At 72.3% G+C, this 20896-nt stretch carries 23 protein-coding genes; 7 read left to right on the plus strand and 16 right to left on the minus strand.

From position 1 onward, the window contains the following. From VMS22_23960 to VMS22_23970, 3 genes are all read right to left on the minus strand, one after another. Positions 1–828, minus strand: an 828-nt coding sequence (locus VMS22_23960; GenBank protein HXJ37094.1) for a lysophospholipase, incomplete at its 3' end; no start/stop codon positions are given. Next, a complete protein-coding gene (glpK, locus tag VMS22_23965; GenBank protein ID HXJ37095.1) occupies positions 825–2309 on the minus strand; it encodes a glycerol kinase GlpK in 1485 nt (494 codons plus the stop codon). The genes glpK and VMS22_23960, both read right to left, overlap by 4 nt. Positions 2310–2318: 9 nt before the next feature. Next, positions 2319–3302, minus strand: a complete 984-nt coding sequence (locus VMS22_23970; protein HXJ37096.1) for a 1-acyl-sn-glycerol-3-phosphate acyltransferase — start codon at positions 3300–3302, stop codon at positions 2319–2321. 107 nt (positions 3303–3409) lie between these two features. Between VMS22_23970 and VMS22_23975 the strand changes: the two genes are divergently transcribed. Further along, on the plus strand, positions 3410–4552 hold the full coding sequence (locus tag VMS22_23975; GenBank protein HXJ37097.1) for a hypothetical protein: 1143 nt from the start codon (positions 3410–3412) through the stop codon (positions 4550–4552). Then, the gene (locus VMS22_23980) at positions 4549–5427 is read left to right on the plus strand and encodes a sulfite exporter TauE/SafE family protein (protein HXJ37098.1); all 879 of its coding nucleotides are present in this window, start codon (positions 4549–4551) and stop codon (positions 5425–5427) included. The genes VMS22_23975 and VMS22_23980 overlap by 4 nt, the downstream gene beginning before the upstream one ends. Before the next feature lie 401 nt (positions 5428–5828). Here the strand turns inward: VMS22_23980 and VMS22_23985 are convergent, their stop codons facing one another. The 9 genes from VMS22_23985 to VMS22_24025 are packed head-to-tail and all read right to left on the minus strand — an operon-like array spanning position 5829 to position 13904. After that, positions 5829–6323, minus strand: a complete 495-nt coding sequence (locus VMS22_23985; GenBank protein HXJ37099.1) for a glutathione peroxidase — start codon at positions 6321–6323, stop codon at positions 5829–5831. A gap of 40 nt (positions 6324–6363) precedes the next feature. Then, a complete protein-coding gene (eutC, locus tag VMS22_23990) occupies positions 6364–7068 on the minus strand; it encodes an ethanolamine ammonia-lyase subunit EutC (protein ID HXJ37100.1) in 705 nt (234 codons plus the stop codon). Beyond that, positions 7065–8408 (minus strand): ethanolamine ammonia-lyase subunit EutB, encoded by a 1344-nt coding sequence (locus VMS22_23995; GenBank protein HXJ37101.1) that lies wholly within the window; start codon positions 8406–8408, stop codon positions 7065–7067. Before VMS22_23995 ends, eutC begins: the two co-directional genes overlap by 4 nt. Before the next feature lie 46 nt (positions 8409–8454). Further along, complete coding sequence (locus VMS22_24000) at positions 8455–9426, minus strand: HEAT repeat domain-containing protein (GenBank protein HXJ37102.1); 972 nt, start codon at positions 9424–9426, stop codon at positions 8455–8457. Further along, a complete protein-coding gene (locus VMS22_24005; protein HXJ37103.1) occupies positions 9426–10445 on the minus strand; it encodes a hypothetical protein in 1020 nt (339 codons plus the stop codon). Before VMS22_24005 ends, VMS22_24000 begins: the two co-directional genes overlap by 1 nt. A 9-nt stretch (positions 10446–10454) precedes the next feature. Next, positions 10455–11645, minus strand: coding sequence for a VWA domain-containing protein (locus tag VMS22_24010; protein HXJ37104.1), 1191 nt, complete (start codon positions 11643–11645; stop codon positions 10455–10457). 2 nt (positions 11646–11647) lie between these two features. Continuing rightward, positions 11648–12139 (minus strand): nuclear transport factor 2 family protein, encoded by a 492-nt coding sequence (locus tag VMS22_24015; GenBank protein HXJ37105.1) that lies wholly within the window; start codon positions 12137–12139, stop codon positions 11648–11650. Beyond that, positions 12136–13017 carry a TIGR03619 family F420-dependent LLM class oxidoreductase gene (locus VMS22_24020; GenBank protein ID HXJ37106.1) on the minus strand — a complete coding sequence of 294 codons (882 nt, stop codon included), beginning with the start codon at positions 13015–13017 and terminating at the stop codon, positions 12136–12138. Before VMS22_24020 ends, VMS22_24015 begins: the two co-directional genes overlap by 4 nt. Positions 13018–13022: 5 nt before the next feature. Continuing rightward, positions 13023–13904, minus strand: coding sequence for a MoxR family ATPase (locus tag VMS22_24025; protein ID HXJ37107.1), 882 nt, complete (start codon positions 13902–13904; stop codon positions 13023–13025). An 89-nt stretch (positions 13905–13993) separates the two neighbouring features. Here VMS22_24025 and VMS22_24030 point away from each other — a divergent pair, with 89 nt between their 5' ends. Together VMS22_24030 and VMS22_24035 are read left to right on the plus strand one after the other, a co-directional pair. Beyond that, positions 13994–14932: an ArsA-related P-loop ATPase gene (locus VMS22_24030; protein HXJ37108.1), complete on the plus strand. Its 939-nt coding sequence runs from the start codon at positions 13994–13996 to the stop codon at positions 14930–14932. After that, the gene (locus VMS22_24035; protein ID HXJ37109.1) at positions 14929–16059 is read left to right on the plus strand and encodes an ArsA-related P-loop ATPase; all 1131 of its coding nucleotides are present in this window, start codon (positions 14929–14931) and stop codon (positions 16057–16059) included. Before VMS22_24030 ends, VMS22_24035 begins: the two co-directional genes overlap by 4 nt. A 10-nt stretch (positions 16060–16069) precedes the next feature. On the opposite strand, the gene VMS22_24040 is transcribed toward VMS22_24035, so the two are convergent. Continuing rightward, entirely contained in the window at positions 16070–16327 is a 258-nt protein-coding gene (locus tag VMS22_24040; GenBank protein ID HXJ37110.1) for a hypothetical protein, read from the minus strand. Positions 16328–16438: 111 nt separating this feature from the next. On the opposite strand from VMS22_24040, the gene VMS22_24045 reads away from it, so the two are divergent. After that, positions 16439–16696 (plus strand): hypothetical protein, encoded by a 258-nt coding sequence (locus VMS22_24045; GenBank protein HXJ37111.1) that lies wholly within the window; start codon positions 16439–16441, stop codon positions 16694–16696. 39 nt (positions 16697–16735) lie between these two features. After that, entirely contained in the window at positions 16736–17356 is a 621-nt protein-coding gene (locus VMS22_24050) for an ABC transporter substrate-binding protein (protein HXJ37112.1), read from the plus strand. Here the strand turns inward: VMS22_24050 and VMS22_24055 are convergent. The 3 genes from VMS22_24055 to VMS22_24065 all read right to left on the minus strand — a co-directional run bounded on the left by VMS22_24055 (position 17258) and on the right by VMS22_24065 (position 20388). Beyond that, positions 17258–18139, minus strand: a complete 882-nt coding sequence (locus VMS22_24055; protein HXJ37113.1) for a VacJ family lipoprotein — start codon at positions 18137–18139, stop codon at positions 17258–17260. The genes VMS22_24050 and VMS22_24055 overlap by 99 nt on opposite strands. A 118-nt stretch (positions 18140–18257) precedes the next feature. Further along, on the minus strand, positions 18258–18647 hold the full coding sequence (acpS, locus tag VMS22_24060) for a holo-ACP synthase (protein ID HXJ37114.1): 390 nt from the start codon (positions 18645–18647) through the stop codon (positions 18258–18260). A 16-nt stretch (positions 18648–18663) separates the two neighbouring features. Next, positions 18664–20388: a radical SAM protein gene (locus tag VMS22_24065; protein HXJ37115.1), complete on the minus strand. Its 1725-nt coding sequence runs from the start codon at positions 20386–20388 to the stop codon at positions 18664–18666. 151 nt (positions 20389–20539) lie between these two features. Between VMS22_24065 and VMS22_24070 the strand changes: the two genes are divergently transcribed. Then, on the plus strand, positions 20540–20896 hold a 357-nt coding region (locus VMS22_24070; GenBank protein ID HXJ37116.1), incomplete at its 3' end, for a sulfatase-like hydrolase/transferase.

Here is a 20896-nt window from a genome sequence, read left to right on the forward strand (position 1 = left end):
GCGATCGATCCAGGCGTCGAGCAGATCCACCACCTTCGCGCGCTCGGCCGGCGGCTCGTTCAGGAGCTCGTGGTAAAACCCCGGCAGCATCACCAGCTCGTGCTCGCAGCGCAGGCGCGAGGTGAGCGCGGGCGCGCCCGACGGGTCGACCAGGCGATCGGCCTCGCCCTGCAGGACGAGAAGCGGCGTGCGGAGCTTCGACGCCTCCGCGTAGGACCGCGCCTGTGCCTGCGTCATGGCGCGCGCGAAGGCGGTGGTGATCCGGCGATGGACCAGCGGGTCCGCGACGTAGGCGCGCCCGACCTCCGGATCGCGCGCCAGCGCGGTCTCGTCGAGCTTGGTCTTGATCGGAAGGCGCGGGAGCACGGCGGCGAGGGCGATGAACAGCGAGAGCTGCCAGGCCGGCCCCTGCGGAAAGACCACGAACGCGGGTCCCGAGAGCGCGCCCGCCCGCACCGTCGCGCCGTGGCGGAGGAGGTAGAGGAACGCGATCAGCCCGCCCATGCTGTGACCGAAGAGCACGCGCGGCACGCCCGGCCACCAGGTTTCGGCGAGGTCGACCAGCGTGCGGACGTCGGCGACGAACTCGTCGAAGTCGCGGCAGTGCCCGCGGGGGCCGCCGGACTCGCCGTGGCCACGGTGATCGAGCCCCACCGCGACGATGCCGCGCCCGGCCAGGTGCTCGGCGAATGGCCGGTAGCGGCCGCAGTGCTCCGCATAGCCGTGGCTCACGACGACGACACCGCGCGGCGCACCGTCGGGCTCGATGCGACGCCAGCGGATCGGGACGCCACCCTGGCCGGCGAACGTCCCCTCGCTTCCCTTCACGGCGCGCTCCGCACCCGCGCCACCGCCGTGCGCCAGCCGCGATAGAGCCCGTCGCGCGTCGCGGCCGGCATGCGCGGCCGGAAGCGCCGGTCCATCTGACGCGCCTGCGCCAGCTCCTTCGGCGACTTCCAGAAGCCGACCGCGAGGCCGGCCAGGGCCGCCGCGCCCATCGCCGTCGTCTCGACGATCTTCGGCCGCTCGACCGGGACGCCCAGCACGTCGGCCTGGAACTGCATGAGGAAGTCGTTCGCCGAGGCGCCGCCGTCGACCCGCAGCATGGCGAGCGGCGTGCCGGCGTCGCGCGCCATGGCGTCGACGACGTCGCGCGTCTGGTAGGCGAGCGATTCGAGCGCGGCGCGCACGATGTGGCCGCGCCCGACGCCGCGCGTGAGTCCGACGATGGCGCCGCGGGCGTCGGCGTCCCAGTAGGGCGCGCCGAGCCCGACGAACGCCGGCACGAGGTACACGCCCAGGGTCGAGCCCGCGCGGACCGCCATCTTCTCCGACTCGCTCGCCTTCTTCATGAAGCCGAGGCCGTCGCGCAGCCATTGGATCGCGGCGCCGGCGATGAACACCGAGCCCTCGAGCGCGTAAGCCGGATTGCCCAGCGCGTCGCACGCGACCGTGGTGAGGAGCCCGGCGTGCGAGGCGACCGCGCGATCGCCCGTGTTGAGGAGGAGAAAGCACCCCGTGCCGTAGGTGTTCTTCGCCATCCCGGCGTCCACGCAGCCCTGGCCGTAGAGCGCCGCCTGCTGATCGCCCGCGATGCCCGCGACCTCGACCGGCGCGCCGAGCACGTCGGCGGTCGTCTCGCCGAAGACGCCGCTCGAAGGACGGACCGCGGGCAGGAGGCTCTCCGGAACCTCCAGCATCGACGTCAGCTCGCGATCCCAGGCGCGCTTGTGGATGTCGTACAGCAGGGTGCGCGAGGCGTTGGTCGGGTCGGTCGCGTGGACGGCGCCGCCCGTGAGCTTCCAGACGAGCCACGAGTCGATGGTGCCGAAGCACAGGCCGCCGGCGGCCGCACGCTCCCGCGCGCCGCGCACGTTGTCGAGGAGCCAGCGCACCTTCGTGCCCGAGAAGTAGGCGTCGAGCACGAGCCCCGTCTTCTCCCGCACGCGTGCCTCGTGCCCGGCCGTCTTCAACGCGTCGCAGAGCTCCGCCGTGCGCCGATCCTGCCAGACGATGGCGCGGTGGATCGGCTTGCCGGTCTTCCGATCCCAGACGACCGTCGTCTCGCGCTGGTTCGTTATGCCGATCGCGGCGACGTCCTTGGCCTTCAGCCTGGCGCCGCGCACCGCCTGCCGCAGCACGCGCAGCGTGACGCGCCAGATCTCCTCGGGGTCGTGCTCGACCCAGCCGGGCTTCGGATAGTGCTGCGTGAACTCGCTGTAGGCGCGACCGACGATGCGGCCGCGCCGGTCGACCACGAGCACGGTCGAGCCCGTCGTCCCCTGGTCGATCGCGACGACGCAGGCCATGCGCTCCTCCTAGAAGAAGATCGAGCGGCGGCGCCCGAGCCCGTCGCTCACCAGACCCTGCAGGCGCTCGCGGACCTGCGCCGCGAGCGTGCGCACGACGTCGGGCCGGTGCGCGTCGGTCGCCGGGTGCCGCGACGCCACGTCGAGCGGATCGCCGACGAACAGCGTCCACTTGGTCGGGAGCGGGACGAGGGTCGGCGTGAGCGGCAGCGCCGGAACCCCGAGGAGCGACGCGAGCCAGGGCAGCGGCGCGCGTGCCACCACCGGATGCACCTCGTCGACGCCGATGATCGCGACCGGAACGATCGGCGCGCCCGTTTCGATCGCGAGGCGCAGGAGCGCCGTGCGCGCGAGGCGTCCGACGCGGTACGACTCGCGGTACGGGCGCGCGATGGCATCGCGCCCCTCGGGAAACACGAGCGCACCCTCGCCCGCGGCGAGCACGCGGCGGATGCGGCTCGCGCTCACCGCGCTCGCGCCGAGCGCCCCGAGGGCCGTGCCGACCAGCGGCAGCGCCATCAGCCACTCGTCGACGAACGGGCGCACGCGCCGGCCGCCGTTCGTGCCGAGGCCGACCGACGCCATGAGCGCCTCGTAGGGAAGGAGCGCCGACCCGCGGTTGCCGACCAGCAGCACGCGCCCCTGCGGCATGCGCTCGCGTCCCACCACGTCGACCCGCCACCACCAGCGATACAGGGCGGCGAGCGACATCTCGCCCAGGACCGTCGTCGCGAGGCCGCCGGCCTCGCGCGCCAGCCACTCGCGACCGCCGACGTACGCGCCGAGCACCTGGTCGAGCGCCGTCTCGAGCGCGGGCACGGCGCGCGCCACGCGATCGGTGCCGAGGGCCGCTTCGACCTGCCGCTCGAGAGCGGCGAGCCGTCGCGCCACGTCGCCCGGGGTGATGAGCGGACCGAGCCGGCGTCGCGCCGTCCGGCCACGCAGCGGAATCACCCGTGACGTCGACTCGACCGGACGATCGCCGTCGCTCATCGAGCGCCGTAGGTAGGGGACACCCCAGGCGATGTCAAACCTTCGCGATGGCGAACGATGCGTCGGCTTGTCGGGACCCGCCGCGGGCGATAGCGAGAAGACTTCGCATGGAGTGTCCGCATCGTCCCCCCTGCCCCGGCTGCCCGCGCTTCGGCGAGCCCGGGATCATCCGCACCGTCTACGACGCGCTCGCCGTGCTCGCGCGGTCGAGCGGCCTGCCGCCGCCGGCGGTCGTGGAAGGGCCGGCGCACGGCCACCGTCATCGGGCGCGCCTGGCCGTGCGCGGTCGCGCGACGTCGCCGAAGATCGGCATCTTCCAGGAGGACTCCCACCGCATCACCGACGTTCCACGCTGCGTCGTCCACCATCCGCTCGTGAACGAAGCCGCAGCAGCCCTGAAGCTGGCCGTACGCAAGACCGGCATCACCATGTACGGCGATCGCTCGCACCGCGGCCTGCTGCGCTACCTGCAGGTGGTCGTCGAGCGCCGGAGCCGCACCGCGCAGGTCGTCCTGGTTGCGAACGACGAGACGCCCGACGCGCTCGCGCCAACTGCCGAGGCCTTCGCGGCGGCGTTCGGACCGAAGCTGCACAGTCTGTGGTGGAACGGCAACACCGACACCTCGAACGCGATCCTCGGATCCGAGTGGCACCGCTGGTCCGGCCCCGAGACCACCTGCGAGACGATCGGCGGGGCGCGCGTCTTCTATCCTCCGGGCGCGTTCGGTCAGGCGAATCTTCCGCTGGCCGATCGCATCGTGGAGCTGGTGCACGGCTGGGTGCCGGAGGGCGCGGGGGTGGTCGAGTACCACGCGGGCGTGGGTGCGATCGGCCTCGGCCTCGTCGCGCGCGGCCATCGCGTGACCTTCAACGAGGTGTCCCGCTTCTCGCTGGCCGGGCTCAACCTCGGCCTCGACGCGCTCGGCGCCGAGGCGCGCCGGCGGACGGCGGTGCTGCGGGGTCCGGCGGCGAACCAGCTCGCCGCCATGGACGGGGCCGACGTCGTCATCTGCGATCCGCCGCGGCGCGGCCTCGAGGAGCCGCTGCTGGAGCGTCTGGCGGCGGATCCGCCGGCCCGTCTCATCGTCGTCAGCTGCAACCCGGACGCCTTTCTCGACGAGTCGCGTGATCTCCTGCGGGGCGGGAGAACGCGGCTCGCCGCCCTGGTGCCGTTCGCGCTCTTCCCGTACACCGACCACGTGGAGACGGTCGCGCTCTTCGAACGTCGAACGGACGCGCCCGCCGCGTGAGCGCCGGCAAGACCATGCTCCTGGCGCTGCTCGCCGCGCTCGGAACGTGGTTCGCCGTCGCGTGGGCGGGCGCCGTGCGCGGGGCCCGCATGCGCGGCGCCGTACGAGCGGATCGCCCGCCGTCGCTGTTCCACCTCGCGGTCGGCTTCGTCACCGAGTTCCTCGACACGCTCGGGATCGGGTCGTTCGCGACCACCACGACCGCGTACCGACTCGCACGCGGCGTCGACGACCGGCTGCTGCCCGGCACGCTCAACGTCGGGCACGCGCTCCCGACCATCGCTCAGGCCCTCATCTACGTGACGATCCTGGTGGTCGACATGACGACGCTCGTCGCCATGATCGGGGCCGCCGTGGGCGGTGCCTGGCTCGGCTCGGGCGTCGTCGCCGGCTGGCCGCGGCGCACCGTCCGCGTCGCCATGGGCTCGGCCCTCGTCGTTGCCGCGATGATCATGCTGGGGAGCGTCCTCGGTTGGCTCCCGAAAGGCGGCGATGCAGTCGCGCTCTCGGGCGTGCGGCTCGCCGTGGGGATCGCCGGCAATTTCGTCCTGGGCGCGCTCATGACGATCGGCATCGGACTCTATGCGCCGTGCCTCATCCTGGTGAGCCTGCTCGGCATGAGCCCGACCGCGGCGTTTCCGATCATGATGGGGTCGTGCGCATTCCTGATGCCGGTCGGCAGCATGCGGTTCATCCGCCGCGACGCCTACGACCTGCGCGCCGCGCTCGGCCTCACCTGGGCGGGTATCCCCGGCGTGCTGGTCGCGGCGTTCCTCGTCCGCTCGCTGTCGCTCGACGCCGTGCGCTGGCTCGTCATCGTCGTCGTGACGTACACGGCGGCGACGATGCTGGCGGCGGCGCGGCGCGAGGCGTGACGGCGGGCGGCGGGCGGCGGTCCGCGAGGGCGGGAGGCGAGGCCTCGGCTTCAAGCTCCGCCGCGCGACAACACACGCGCCTCGTCACGGGCCTACCTTTCGTCGCGCCGCTACGCAGGCGCCTCCGCCTCGCCTCCCGACCTCGCGACTCACCATCGCCACGTCTCGGCTACACCAACCACCAAGAGGCAACCGGCGTGCGACGCGACGCCGGTCTGCGATGCGTGCGGCGTCGAAGCGCCTATCGCGATGGCCTGTCGCGAGGTCGAGGGCGAGGCGGAGGCGCCTGCGTAGCGGCGCGACGCCCCGTCGGGCTGTGACGTGCCGTGTGTGTTGTCGCGCCGCTTCGCGGAAGCCGAAGCCGCAGCCTCGCCCTCGACCTCGCGGCACCGACGCCGCGGTCAGCGGGCCCCGAGCGCCGCTTCGATGGCCGAAAGAAGCGCCGGGTCGTCGGGCGCCACGTTGCTCGGGAAGAAGCCACGCACCTCGCCGTCCTTGCCGACGACGTACTTGCAGAAGTTCCAGTTGGGCGCCTTGCCGCCCTTCTCGAGGAACTCGTACACCGGCGACTGGCCGGGGCCGGGCTTCGTCTCGAGCTTGGCGAAGAGCGGGAACTTCACGCCGAAGTTGCGCTCGCAGAAAGTGTGGATCTGCTCCGCGCTGCCCGGCTCCTGGCCGCCGAACTCGTTGCTCGGAAAGCCGAGGACCGCGAAGCCGCGGGCCGACAGGCGATCGTGGAGCTGTTGCAGCCCGGTGTACTGCGGCGTGAACCCGCATTCGCTCGCGACGTTCACCGCGAGGGTCACCTTGCCGCGGAGCTGGCCCAGGTCGAAGGGCTTCCCGTCGAGCGCCGGCACCGTGAGATCGTAGAGCGACATGGGGACGGTATCGTCCATCCGCCGCCTTCCCGGCAAGCCACCCTCGCGACCCGATCGTTCAGAGGACGAGGCTCGTGCCGGACGAGCCGTGCTCGAGGATGCGCCGGCAGACGCCGGCGATCGTCGCGCCCGCCTCGTCGGGCGCGAGCCCGGCCGGACGGATGTTCGAGATGCACTTGCGATCGGCGTCGGTCGTGCCAGGGCCGGGCCGCCACGTGAGGTAGCAGCCGAGGCTGTCGGCCGAGCCCAGCCCGGGGCGCTCGCCGATCAGGTGCACGACCAGCGTGGCGCCGACGGCCGCGCCGATCTGGTCCGCGACCGCGACCCGCCCGCCGCGGACCGCGACGGGCACGCCGACCGGGCCGAGCGCGGTCAGGTGGCGGTCGAGCCCGGCGTGGACGCGCTCGAAGTGCGCCTCGGCCGCGCGCGCCGAGAGCCCGTCGGAGAGCACCACCTGGACGAGCGGCGGCTGCGGAGTCGCGCGCCGGATCTCCGCGAGCGCCGCCTCCGGCACGGTGCGGCCGAGCGGAGGACGGCGAACGTAGCTCGCGCGATCGGGCGCGTTCGACGTGACGACGACGAAGCCGAGCGCGCGCAGGCGGTCCACGAAGGCCGGGCTCCACTCGCTCCAGACGGCGTCGCGCGCGGCAGCGTGATCGCGCTGGAAGGCGAGCCACGTGGACGTCCGCGGCCGCACGCCGGCGCGACCGACCGCGAGACGCGCCGGCGTCGTGCGCCGGGCGCGACCCAGGTCGAAGCTCACAGGAGCGCCTCGGCGTCGCCGGCTCGCGCCGTGAGCCGCCCGTGCTCCATGAGACCGCGCGTCTCGAGCCACGCCTCGAACTCGGGCGCCGGCCGGCGCCCGAGCAGCTCGCGCAGCGCCGCGGCGTCGTGGAACGACGAGGTCTGGTACGACAGCATGCAGTCGTCGCCCATCGGCACGGCCATCAGATAGTTGCAGCCGGCGGCCACCAGGAGGACGGCCAGGTTCTCCAGGTCGTTCTGGTCGGCCGCCATGTGGTTCGTGTAGCAGACGTCGACGCCCATCGGGACGCCGAGGAGCTTGCCCATGAAGTGATCCTCGAGCCCGGCACGGATCACCTGCCGCGCGTCCCACAGGTACTCGGGCCCGATGAAGCCGACGACCGAGTTCACGAGCAGCGGCCGGTAGCGCCGCGCGACGCCGTAGCAGCGCGCCTCCAGCGTCACCTGGTCGAGGCCCGCGTGCGCGGCGCTCGACAGCTCGGAGCCCTGCCCCGTCTCGAAATACCAGCGCGCCGGGCCCTCCAGGCGCCCGCGCGCGCGGATCGCCGCGTCCGCGTCGTCGAGCAGCGCCAGGTCGACGCCGAACGCGCGATTGCCGGCCGCCGTCCCGGCGACGGACTGGAAGAGCAGGTCGAGCGGTGCGCCGCCCTCGAGCGCATGCATCTGCGTCGTCGCGTGCGCGAGCACCGAGATCTGGGTCGGCACCGCGAGGCGCTCGCGCAGCTCCGCGAGCGCGTCCGCGAGCCGCCGCACGACCTCGACGCGATCGTCGACCGGATTGATGCCGATGACCGCGTCGCCACAGCCGTAGGCGAGCCCCTCGAGCGTGCTCGCGAGCACGCCGTCGACGCCGTCGCGGGGATGGTTCGGCTGCACGCGCGTCGCGAGCCGGCCGGGTCCGCCGAGCGTCGTGCGGCCCGCGACGACGACCGGCAGCTTCTGCGCCGCCAGCATGAGGTCGAGGTTCGACATCAGCTTCGCGACCGCGGCGGCCATCTCCGGCAGCAGGCCCGGGCGCAGCGCGGCCAGCGTTTCCGGCGGATCGGCGAGCAGGCGCTCGCGCAGCTCCCCCACCGTCCATCCGGCCAGGTGCTCGTAGACGGCGCCGTCGAGTGCCGCGAGGAACGCGCGGCTGAGCTCGTCGTCCTCCGGCGCGAGGAGCGGCTCCTCGACGAACGCGCGCAGCGCGACGTCGGCGAGCGCCGCCTTCGCGGCCACCCGCTCGGCGCCGTCGGCGGCGGCGAGGCCGGCGAGCTCGTCGCCCGACTTCGGCTCGTTCGCCTTCGCCATCACCTCGGCGAGCGACGCGAACGTGCGGCCCTGCCCCCGCAGCACCATGAACGCGACGCGACGATAGGGAGCGCCCGGGCGCCGCGCAAGCAGGTCAGGGGTGCCTGGGCACGAAGTCGGCGAGCGCGCTCGTGAGGTCGAGGTCCTCGCGCTCGGCGGCGGCGAGCACCCTGCGGCGGAGCGCATCGTCGTCGCGATGGACGGCGAGCGCCGCCAGCGCGTCGCGGGCGTCGGGCCCGTTGCCCTCGGCGACCAGCGAGAGCAGGAACGCGAACGCGGGCTCCCGGCGCTGCATGGCGATGGCGAGGAGCGCCGTCCTGCGCACCGGCGGGCGGGTCGTTCGCTGCCACCAGGCGCGCAGCAGCTTGAACGCCGCCTCGGCACGCGACTCGCCGAGCGCGATCGCCGCGGCCTCGCAGCGCGGACCCTCGCCTTCGGCGAGCAGGCGCTCGAAGAACGGGAGCGAGGCCCTCGGCGCGACCTTCAGCAGCGCGGCGAGGCACTCGGAGACGACCTGCGGCTCGGCGTCGCCGGCGAGGATCTTCATCCGCAGGAGGGGCGCTCCGCGTTCGCTCTCGGTGCAGGCGATCGCGCGCGCGGCGATGACGCGCACGCCGGCGTCGGCGTCCGCGAGGAGATCGACGATCTCGTCGACCGCCGCCGGATGGTGCATCTGCGCGAGCCCGACCGCGCAGGCCGCACGAAAATCGCCGGCGGTGTCGCGCGTTCCGCCGGTGACCGGCTCGCGTTGCACGAAGTGGACGCCGGCGAGGAAGGCGCGTCCGCCCGGATGCCCGAGCCGGTCGAGCGCGCCGGCGATGGCCGTCTTCGCGTGACACCCCGGATCGGCCTTCGCCGGGCTCCCGACGAGCCGCTCGCACGCGCGCGCGAGATCGGGCTCGAGGTCGGCCGCGTCGAGCTCGCCGGCGAGCTTCGCCGCACGGGCGACGACGGCAGGGTGCTTGCCCGCGAGCGCCGAGCGGAGCCGTGCGATCGCGTCGGGCGTGACGGGCCGACCGCGCAGGTGACCCAAGGCTTCCAGGTCCTGGTCCGACCGCGTCGGCATCACGGCCTCGCGATCCCGAGCTTCGCTGCGAGCACGGGCGCCACGAGGCTCGCGACCCGCTCCGCTCCGTCGGCGTCGAAGTGGCCCCAGTCGTCGCTGAACCCCGAGCGCGCGACCGCGTCATGGAGATCGAGGAACGTAGCGCCGCCGGCGTCGACGAGCTGCCGGAGCGCGAGCATGCGCTCGGCGTAGCGCTCGGGGTCGTACAGCCCGTGCTCGGCGAGGACGTCGCGCGGCACCGGGCTCGCCACCACCACCACCTCCACGCCCGCCGTTCTGGCGAGCCGCAGGGCCGCGGCGAGCATGCGCATCGCGTCGCGACGCTGCGCGAGCGGCGTGTCGTACTCGCCGAGGAGGCTCGCTTCGGCGAGCGGCCGCAGGCGCTCCTGCGCTTCCACGAGCTCGGGTGTGCGCTCGGGGCCGAGAGCGCTCCAGAGCTGCGCGTCCTGCGTCCCGGCTCGCAGGCCGTCGAGCAGGAACACGCCGCGCGACACGGCGTCCACCGCGAGCGTGCGGTAGAGCAGGAGCTGCGGCATGGTCACGCCGCGCTCGACGAACGGGAGCACGATCGCGTGCGGCAGCTCGCTCGCCGGCAGCGCGCCGCACAGGTCGGCGAACGGCAGCCCCCGGCCGCCGAACATGCGAAGGTTCGCGACCACGACGACCACGCTGGGCCGCGCCCGCAAAACGGGGCCCATGAGACAGTAGAAGTGATACGGGCCGAGGCCGACCCACGCCACGATCCGGCTCGTCACGGCCGCCGGCGTGAGCACGCGCTCGGCCACGATCTCGGCCCAGGAGCGCGCCTTCACGCCGCGCAGGAGCGTCGAGTCGCCGAGCCACGTGACGAGCGATCGACCCGGGGGATCGGGCTGCTCGGCCTTGGCGAGCAGCCCACGGTAGGCGTAGGTCGCGCGGCCTCGTGCGAGGGCGGCCGGACCGACCGTCGCGGCGAGCGCGACCCCGAGGAGGACGAGCGCGCCGGCGACGACCGCGCTCAGCACGGCGACGCGTCGCACGCCGCCGGCTCACACCCGCGCGCCGACCAGCGCCTGCACCGCCTCGGTGATGCCGTCGACGGAGAGGTGGAACATCGGGAAGAGCTTCCGGATGACTCGCGTCGTCTGCACGAACTCCCACTCCTTCGGCGGCTCGGGGTTGACCCACACGGCGCGATCGAAATGGTCGACCAGGCGCTGCAGCCACGTGATCCCCGGCGTCTGCGTGTGGCGGCGCGGATCGATGTTGCCGTACGACTCGAGCAGCTCGGCCGGGTGCATGGCCGCGTCACCGACGACGACGACCTTCCAGCGCCCATCCAAGCGCCGAAGGAGATCGCCGGTCGGGATCGCGTCCGCCGTCAGCATGCGCGCCCGCGAGTAGACGTGGTCGTAGACGCAGTTGTGGAAGTAGTACGGCTCGAAGGCGCGCAGCCCGCGCTCCTCGTGCAGCGCGGTCAGCAGCTGGCTCATGGCCTCGGTGTGCGGATCCATCGTGCCCCCGACGTCCATCAGGAGCAGCAGGCGCACGTCGTTCTTGCGCGGTGCACGGAACACGAGCTCGATCTCGCCCGCGTTCTTGCAGGTCTCGTCGATCGTCTCGTCGAGGTCGAGCTCGGTCTGGAGTCCGGCCCGCGTCAGCTGCCGCAGGCGCTTCAAGGCGACGCGCATCTGGCGCATGTCGAGCTGGACGTCGGTGCGGTAGTCCTCGAACCGCCGCTCCTCGGCCACCTTCATGGCCGAGCGGCTGCGCGACTCGCCGCCGACGCGAATGCCCGTGGGATGCGTCCCGTTGTTGCCGTACGGCGAGCGGCCGCCCGTGCCGACCCAGCGGTTGCCGCCGTCGTGGCGCTCGGTCTGCTCGGCGAGCGTCTCGAGGAAGCGCCGCATGAGCTCGTCCGAGGTGAGGCGCTGGAGCTCGGCCAGCTGCTCGGGCGTGAGCTGCGGCAGGTCCTTCGCGTTGCGGAGCCAGTCGAGGATCTTCTCCGTGACGTCGTCGCCGAGCGCGCCCTCGACGCCCTTGAACACGCGGGCGAAGACGCGATCGTAGGCGTCGAAGTAGGTCTCGCTCTTCACCAGGCAGGCGCGCCCCAGGTGGTAGAAGCGCAGCAGGCTCGAGCCGTGCAGGCCCTGCTCGAGCGCCTCCAGGAACGTCCGCCACTCCTGGACCGCGACCGGGACGCCGGCATCGCGCAGCCCATAGAAGAGGTCCAGAAACATCGTCAGCGGGCTCCAGGGTGCTTCATCGTCACCGTCTCGCGCGCCTCGAGCCGCCCGCCGGCCTCGATCCATGCCTTGAACACCCGCGGGGCGTCACGCGCCGGATTGTACACATCCTCCTCGGACTTCCAGAGCCCGCCGCCTCCATAGACGATGCGCGTCCAGTTCGGGAACTGGAACGGCTTGCCGTCGGGCCGCAGCGGGGCCGGGAACTGGTTCTGGCACTGGAAGACGATCGCGCCGCGCTCCTCGTCGAGCACCCACCAGTCCTGCGGAAACGTCATGCGCGGGAACGGCGCCATGACGCCGGTGATCCACTCGCGGATCGCCGCGCGACCCTTGAGCTCCCCGTAGGCGTGTTCGACGTACTCGGCGTCCTCGGTGAAGACGGCGGCCCAGATGCTCCAGTCCCCCGTGCGCGACGCCTCGTCGCGGGCCTCTTTGTAGCGCTCGAAGGCGGCCAGGATCTCGTCGCGCGAGTGCGCACCCATCATGCGCTCTCGGCGCGCAGCGACGCGATCACGTCGTCGGCGTAGCGGCGGAGGTAGTCGATCTTCTCCTGGAGCGGCGTGTCCGGTTGGTTGTACGGATCGCGAAAGCCGACGATCACGTCGGTGACCCCGAGATCCTCGAGCATGCGGACGCCGTCCGCGCCGTAGGCGTAGAGCGAGATCGCGTGGACCTCGAACTTTTCGCGCTCGCGACCGTACTCCCGCCGCAGGTCCGCCAGGCGTTTCAAGTACCCGACGAGCGCATCGTGATCGCCGCCGGCGTGCATCCAGCCGTCGCCGAGGCGCGCCGCCCGGCGCAAGGCCGGTTCGGTGTGACCGCCGACGAGGATCGGGATCGGCTCGGCCGGCACCGGGCAGATCTTGATGCTCGGCACGTCGTAGTGGCGTCCGTGAAACGCGAAATAGCCGCCACGCGTGAGCCCGCGGATGATCGCGATCATCTCGTCCATGCGCTTGCCGCGCGTCGTCCAGTCGGTGCCCGTCACCTGGAAGTCCTCCGGCCATGGCGAGAGGCCGACGCCGAAGCCGAAGCGGCCCGACGTCATGACGGCGACCGACGCCGCGGCCTTCGCGACGAGGACCGGCTGGCGGATCGGCAGCTTCACGACGAAGGTCGTGAAGCGCAGCCGCGCCGTCACGGCGCCCATGGCGGGAATCAGCGTGAACGGCTCGATGAACGGCTTGTTCTCCAGGAACTCGCGATTGCCGTCTGGCGTGTACGGATACTTGCTGTCCGACACCTCGGGGTAGCAGATGCTGTCGGGGACGATGAAGGAGTCCCACCCGGCTTCCTCGACCGCGCGCGCGAGCGGCAGGTAGTGCGCGGGGTCGCAGAGCGCCTCGGCGTAGGAGAACCGCATGCGGCCTACTGGTTGTAGCGCGGCCCGAGGTCCGCCCAGCGCGCCGGGAACTTCCCGCCCTGCGCGTCGTAGCGGACGACGGCGTCGACGTCCTGCTCCTTCTTCAGGAGCGCGCCCACGAACGGCAGGTGGTCCTCGAGCTGCTTCGGCGTCATGCCCGAGCGCAGGAGGGCGCTGATCCAGTCGACCAGCTCGGAGGTGGACGGCTTCTTGCGCAGCTCGGACTGCTCGCGCAGCCAGTAGAACTTGATCAGCACCTGGTCGAGCAGCTTCGCCTCCAGGTGCGGGTGGTGCACGGCGACGATCTTGCGCATGGTCGGCACGTCCGGGAACTCGATGTAGTGGAAGATGCAGCGGCGCAGGAACGCGTCGGGCAGCTCCTTCTCGTTGTTCGAGGTGATGAGCACGACGGGCCGCTCGGCGGCGGCGATCTCCTCGCTCGTCTCGATGATCGTGAAGCGCATCTCGTCGAGCTCGCGCAGCAGGTCGTTCGGGAACTCGAGGTCGGCCTTGTCGACCTCGTCGATGAGGAGCACGACGCGCTCCTTGGCGGCGAAGGACTGGCCCAGCGGGCCGAGCTTGATGTAGCGGCCGATGTCGGACACGTCGCCCGTACCGAAGCGGCTGTCGTTCAGGCGCTGCACGGTGTCGTACACGTACAGGCCCTCGACCGCCTTGCTGGTCGACTTGATGTGCCACTGCAGCATCGGCATGCCGAGCCCTTCGGCGACGTGCCGCGCGAGCACGGTCTTGCCGGTGCCGGGCTCGCCCTTCAAGAGCAGCGGGCGGCCGAGCGCGATCGCACAGTTGACGGCGTCGACGAGCGGACCGGAGGCGATGTAGCCGGGCGTGCCCTGGAAGCGGTGGAAATCGCCGTTCTTGCTCATCCGGGAAGGCCTACCGAGCCGCCTGCGTCCACGCAAGCCGGCGCGCGTCGGAAATTGACACCCCGCGCGTCGGGTGGCTATGTCGCGCCGTGCCTGGCCACCTGCCTCTCACCACGCAGCGTCTGGTGGTCGTCACCGGCAAGGGCGGGGTAGGGAAGACGTCCGTGACCGCGGCGCTCGCGCGCGCGGCGGTCGATGCCGGACGGCGCGTGCTCGCGGTCGAGGTCGGGCAGGCGCGCCTCGGACCGCTCCTCGACGCGGTGGAGCCGCTCACGACCGATCCCGTGCGTCTCACGTCGACGCTGTCGGCCGCCGCGATCGACCCGGAGGAAGCCCTCGGCGACTTCGTGCTGGGGGTGCTCCGCATCCGCGTCTTCGCGCGCCGCCTGCTCGAGAGCACGTCGTTCCAGGTCCTCGCCGCGGCCGCGCCCGGGCTCGCCGAGTTCCTGGTGCTCTACAAGATCGGCGGCTGGCTCGACGCGCGGCGGCTCGGGCGCGCGCTCTACGACCTCGTCGTGGTGGACGCTCCGGCGTCCGGGCATTCGCTCCCGCTCCTCTCGGCGCCCCGGACGCTGGGGGCGCTCGCGCGCATCGGGCCGGTCGCCGACACGCTCGGCGCCCTCGATCGGCGGCTGCGCGATCCGGCGCAGACGCTCGTCGTCCCGGTGACGACGCCCGAGGAACTCGCCGTCCGCGAGACGATCGAGCTGCACGAGGAGCTTTCGCGCACGCTCGGGCTGCCGGTCGCGCCGCCGATCGTGAACGCGGTGCCGGCGCGCCGTTTCACGCACGCGGAGGCCGAGCGCCTGGTGGCGAGCGACCTCGCCGCCTCCCGCCATCCGTACCTCGAGGCCGCGCGCTTCGAGATCGCGCGCCGCGCGCAGGCGACGGCGCAGCTGGCCGAGCTGCGGCGCGCGCTCGGCACCAAGGTGGTCCAGCTTCCGTTCCTCTACGACGGGCCCGAGGCGCCCGGCGGCGTGGCCCAGCTCGCCGCCGAGCTGGCCGAGGCGGCGGGGCTCGCGGCGTGACACTCGCGGGGCTCATCGAGTCGCGCCGCGTCCTCGTGTGCGTCGGGAGCGGCGGCGTCGGCAAGACCACGACCGCGGCGGCGCTCGGCGTCGAGGCGGCCCGGCGTGGCCGGCGCACGGTCGTCCTCACCGTCGATCCCGCGCAGCGGCTGAAGGATGCGCTCGGGCTCGGCACGCTCGACGGCAAGCCGCGCCGCGTGCCGCTCGGGCGGGGCGTGCACCTGGACGCCATGCAGCTCGACGTGAAGCGCACCTTCGACGAGCTCGTGCGCGGCCTCGCGACCAGCCCCGAGCAGGCGGCGCGCGTGCTCGACAATCGCCTGTACCAGAACCTCTCCGGCTCGCTCGCGGGCACGGCCGAGTACATGGCGATCGAGAGCGTGCAGCGGCTGGCCGAGGACGGGAGCTGCGACCTCCTGGTCGTCGACACGCCGCCGGCGCGCCACGCGGTCGACTTCCTCGATGCCCCGCGCCGTCTGCTGGCGCTCCTCGACTCCCGCGCGTTCGCGATCCTGAAGGATCCGACGAGCATCCTGCCGGCGGCCGGCTCGCGCCTGGCGCATCTCGTGCTGTCCGGAGTCCTGCGCGGCCTCGAGCGCTTCACCGGCGTGACGCTCGTCTCGGAGATCGGCGAGTTCATCGGCGCGATCGAAGCGCTGACGGGGGCGCTCCGCACGCGCGTCGCCGGGACGCAGGCCCTCCTGCGCGGCGAGGCGACGTCGCTCGTGCTCGTGACGGCGCCCGAGCCGCGGCTCGCGAGCGAGACCGACGCGCTCGTGCGCGCGCTCGGTCGCGCCGGCCTCTGCATCGAGGGCGTGATCGTGAACCGTGCCCTGCCCCAGAGCCTCTTCGGCAGTGACGCGGCGGAGCCGCCGCTCCCCGTTGCGCTCGGCGCGCCGCTCGAGCATCGCCTGCAGCGGACCTTCGAGGACCTCCAGGCGCTTGCCGCACGGCAGGCGGCGACGCTGGCTCCGCTTCTCGCGACCGCGCGCGCACCCGTGGTCGCCGAGGTGCCGCTCTTCCCGACCTCGCCAGCCTCGTTGGAGGAGCTGGGGGAGCTGGGTGCGCTCCTCGTGCCCGCCGTTGCGCCCGATCCGGTACTGCGCGGCGGGCGCGAGACGGCGTGAGACCGCCGGTTTACTCGGAGTCGACGTCCGGCGGCGGAACGCCGGCCGCCGCGGCCTTGCGTAGGCGTGCGCGCCGCGCGCGCGCGCGGTCGGCGAGCAGCTTGTCGACCTTGAGGTTCAAGTTCGTGAGGCTGCCCTGCAGGACCTCGAGTTTGGTCGCGAGCTTGTTGAGGTCGGCGCGAGAGGGCACATTGAGCAGCCAGAGCACCGTCTGCATGTTGCGATCGATGGTACCCTTGGTCTCGAGCCCCGCCTGCACCGCCGACATGAACAGCTGCGAGAAGCGCGGGTTGGCGAGGAGCTCCTCGGCCAGTTTCTGTAGGCGTTCCTTGCTCAGGCCGGCGAAGTATAGAGACCCCGGGCAGGGAGGGAAAGGCGCGTGAGCATCGCGACGCTGCTCTCGTACTGGAGCGGGCTCGCGTTCGTGCACCCCGACCTCGACCTGCCGACGCTGGTCGGCACCACTGTCGTGATCCAGACCTGCGACGCGATCATGTGCCGCCTCTTCGCCCGCAACAACGGGTACCCGCGAAACCTCTGGACCGTGCTCGGCTTCCTCGGCGGCATCTGGGCGGTCGCGATCCTCATCCTGCTCCCCCGGCGCGAGCCGCCGAACGACGTCGCTCCTGCAGCCTGAGTCGTTGCAGCGGGTACCGCTCGAATATAGGGAGCACCGATGCCCATTCGCCCACTCGCCGCCCTCGCTCTCGGCATCCTCGTCCATGCGGCGGCGGCCGCCGACGGCGCGGCGACGAAGGTCATCGTGCGCTTCAACGCCGTCTTGATGGACGCCCTCCAGCACGCCGAGGCGCTGGGCTACCAGGGCCGGTTCGACAAGATCGCGGTCGTCGTCCCCCAGACCTTCGACGTGGCGTTCATGGCCGAGAAGTCGATCGGTCGCTTCTGGAAGCCCCTCTCCGACGCCGACAAGGCGCGCTGGGTGACGCTCTTCAAGGAGTTCACGGCGGCGAACTACGCCGGCAACCTCGACAAGTTCTCGGGACAGAAATTCGAGGTCCTCTCCGAGGAGCCTGATCAGAACGACACGACCGTCGTCCACTCGAAGGTCGTCGATCCGACCAACGAGGACGTGGAGCTGAACTACCGCCTGCACGATACGCCGGCGGGGCCGCGGGTCGTCGACGTCTATCTGAAAGGCACCGTGAGCGAGCTCGCGCTGCGGCGCTCGGACTACACCTCAGTGCTCGAGCGCGACGGGTTCGAGGGGCTGCTTGCCACCGTGCGCGGCAAGATCGCCGACCTCGCCGCGGGGCGCGCCAAGCGACAGGGAGCCTAGCGCGTCCCTCGCCACCGCGAGCGGCCCGTGGTCGGGGCCGCGGCGCCAGATGAGCGCCTGGCGGTTCTGGTAGTACGCGTTCCGGAGCGCGGCGTAGTAGTCGACGGACGACGCCTCGAGCGCCGCCAGTCCCTCGCCAACGGCATCGCGGGTTGCAAAACCCGAGGCGATCTCCGTGCTTCCACGGACCAGCGTCCCCAGAAGCAGCTCCGGGGCCTGCTGCGTGAACGTGGTCACGAACACCGCGCCGCCTGGCGTCAGCAGGTACGTCGTCGGACGGAAGAGGAAGTCGACCAGGGAGCCGGTGCCATCGCGCGCGGTCGTGGGGCCGAGCACGGGCAGGATCAGGTACGGGCCGCTCGGGACACCGGAAAGGGCGAGCGTCTGTCCGAAGTCCGACTGGTGTCCCTCCAGGTGCAGGGACTCCGCCACGTCGAACAGCCCCGCGACGCCCACCGTCGTGTTGATGACGAAGCGCGACATCGTGACCAGGGCGTCGACCGGCTCCAGCTGCAGCATGTCGTTCACGAAGGTGACCGGCGAATCGAGGTTCACGAGGGCGCGCTTGATCGCGCGGCGTCCCGGGGGCGGCACGAAGAATCGGTAGACCCGCGTCACCGGGTCGATCACCCAGCGGTCGACCCCCTGGTTGAACGCGAAGGTGACGCGGTTGACGGGCTCGATCGGGTCGGGGAAGCCCGTCGCGACGTCGGTCGTGTCGTCGTCGTCGAACAACGGATCGGGCGCCTCCGCGTGCGCGCGCGCGATCGCGAGCGTCGCCACCAGCCCCAGCGCAAGCGCTGTGCGCACAGCTCCCCGATGATTGGACAGGACTGCAGGATAGGCGGAATCGGCCCCGCCTGCCATCCCCCCTCGAGGCAGATCGCCCTCGTAAGGCGCGCTACGAGCGCGTTTCTGCGAGCACCCACGCGATGGCGGTCGTCCGCGTGTGGGAGAGCGTCACCTGCCAGCGGACGAGACGCTTGCGGCGCGCGACGCGGGCCGCTTCGCCGTGGAGGCGGAGGCGTGGCGCGGCATCCTCGGCGCGCACGACTTCGAGGTCCCGCCACCCGACGCCGGCCGACCAGCCGGTGCCGAGCACCTTCATCGCCGCCTCCTTGGCCGCGAAGCGCACCGCATAGCTCTCGTAGCGGCCGCGACCTCGCCCCTCGCAGTACGCCTGCTCGTCGGCGGTGAACACGCGCTCGCGAAAGCGTGCCCCGGCCGTACCGGTGAGCGCGCGGCGGATGCGCCTGATCTCGCACAGGTCGACGCCGACGCCGCCGATCATCGCCGCGCTCGCACGATCAGCACGCGCCGCAGGAGTGGCAGGTGTGGGTGTCGCAGGGTGGCGTCTGCAGCTCGCCGTACGCCTTGCGGCGCTCGGCGAGGAGGTAGCGCTTGTCCACTTGGTGATCGACGAAGTCCCACGGCAGGCATTCGTCCGCGCCGTAGGCGCGATGCACGAAGCGGTCGGGATCGACGAGATCCTCGCGCCCGCCGCGCAGTGCCGTCAGGACCGACCACCACGCCTGCGGACGCTCGTGCAGGCGCACGAGGATCGGCGCCACGCGACGGTCGCCGCGCGAGAGCAGCGTCTGCAAGTACGCCTCGCGCGGGCTCTCGGTCTCGACCTGGAGCGCCGGGATGGCGGAGAGGCCGCGCCGCACGCGCGCGAGCTTGCGCTTGAGGTCGCCGATCGCCGCCATCGGCTCCCACTGGAAGGGCGTCCACGGCTTCGGCACGAAGGGGTTGATCGAGACGAGGATGCGGCCGACCTTCGGCTTGCCGCCCGCCATGAGGCGCGCCCGTACCTTGTGCGCGAGATCGACGATGCCGTCGACGTCGGCGTCCGTCTCGGTCGGAAGGCCCACCATGACGTAGAGCTTGAGGGCCTCGACGCCGCCGCCGGTCAGCCATTCGGCGGCGCGCAGGATCTCGGCCTCGGTCAGGTTCTTGTTGATCACGCGCCGCATGCGCTCGGATCCCGCCTCGGGCGCAACGGTGACCGAGCGATTGCCGCCCGTGCCGAGCGCGGCGGCGAGGGCCGGTGTGATGAGGTCCGCCTTCAAGGACGACGGCGACGGGCGTCCGCCGGCGCCGGCGATCTCCTGGCACAGCGCCGCGATGCCCGGCTGGCTCGCCATCTCCGCGCCGACGAGACCGATCGTGTCGCGCTCGGCGAGCCCGGCACGGATCTCCGGACGGAGCCCGTCCGGGCTGCGGTAGCGCACCGGACGATACATGAAGCCGGCGGCGCAGAAGCGGCAGCCCCACTCGCAGCCGCGGCTGGCCTCCACCAGGAACATGTCGCCGAACACCGACTCGCGGGTCAGCAGCTCCGAGTTGGTGTCGAAGCGGTCGAGTTCGGCGACGAACCGCCGCTCCACCCGCCCGTCGCCGGGTCCGTCGTACTCCAGGTCGACGAGGTCACCGTCGCCGTCGTAGCGCGGGCTGAAGCGGTCGGGGCGATAGGCGCCGCGCAGCCCCTCGACGCGCTCGAGGAGGGCCACACGTTCGAGCGGCCCGTCGCCGGCGGCGGCCACGAACTCGCCCAGCATCTCCTCGGCCTCGCCGATCAGGAAGAGATCGACGAACGGGGCCAGCGGTTCCGGGTTGAGGAAGGTCGCCGGGCCGCCGGCGATGACCACCGGGTCGCCCGCCCGTCGCTCGTGGCTCCACAGGCCGATGCCGGCGCGGGCGAGGCAGTCGAGCACGTGCACATAGTCGCTCTCGAACGAGATCGAGAACGCCACCACGTCGAAGTCGCGCACCGGACGGTCGCGCTCCAGGGAGCGCAGCGTGCGGGGCCAGCCGTCGCGGGGGCCGTCGGGCAGGAAGGCGCGCTCGCAGGTGACGCGCGCATCCTGCGCCAGCATGCGGTACACGGCCTGGAAGCCCAGGTTCGCCATCCCGACGGCGTAACCGTTCGGATAGACGAGGCACACCGACAGCGGGCCGTCGGGACCGGCGTCGAACAGCCGCCGCTCGGCCGCCAGACGCACGCCGCGCTCGTTCCCGGTGCCGGCCATCGCGCGAGTCATATCCCGCGGGTCCGGCCCCCTCAAGCAATCTCCGGGCGACGAGGCGCCGCGGGCCTCGGCCCGCCTTTCCGGTCGCAAGTACCGGGTTTCGCTGGTGCGGGGGTTGCTGCTTCCAGCGCGGGCAACTACTAGAGACCGGATGTCCCCCATCCGGGCGGCGGCAATCGCCGCACTGTGCGCCGTCCTCGCCGGCTCGTCCGGCGCCGTGGCCGGAGCGGGCGGCATCCGCAACCTGGTCCTGATCAGCCTCGACACCACCCGCGCCGACTACCTGAGCTGCTACCAGCCGGCGCGCCAGACCACCCCCAACATCGACGCCGTGGCCCGGGAAGGCGTCGTCTTCCGGCAGGCGTACACCACCAACCCGCTCACCCTGCCGGCGCACACCTCGATGCTCACCGGGCTGACGCCGCTCGCCCACGGCGTGCACGACAACAACAATTACCGGGTGGGGGCGTCGGTCGTCACCCTGGCAGAGATGCTGCACGACGCGGGC

This window comes from Candidatus Eisenbacteria bacterium, from assembly GCA_035577985.1.
GTDB lineage: Bacteria > Desulfobacterota > Binatia > DP-6 > DP-6 > DATJZY01.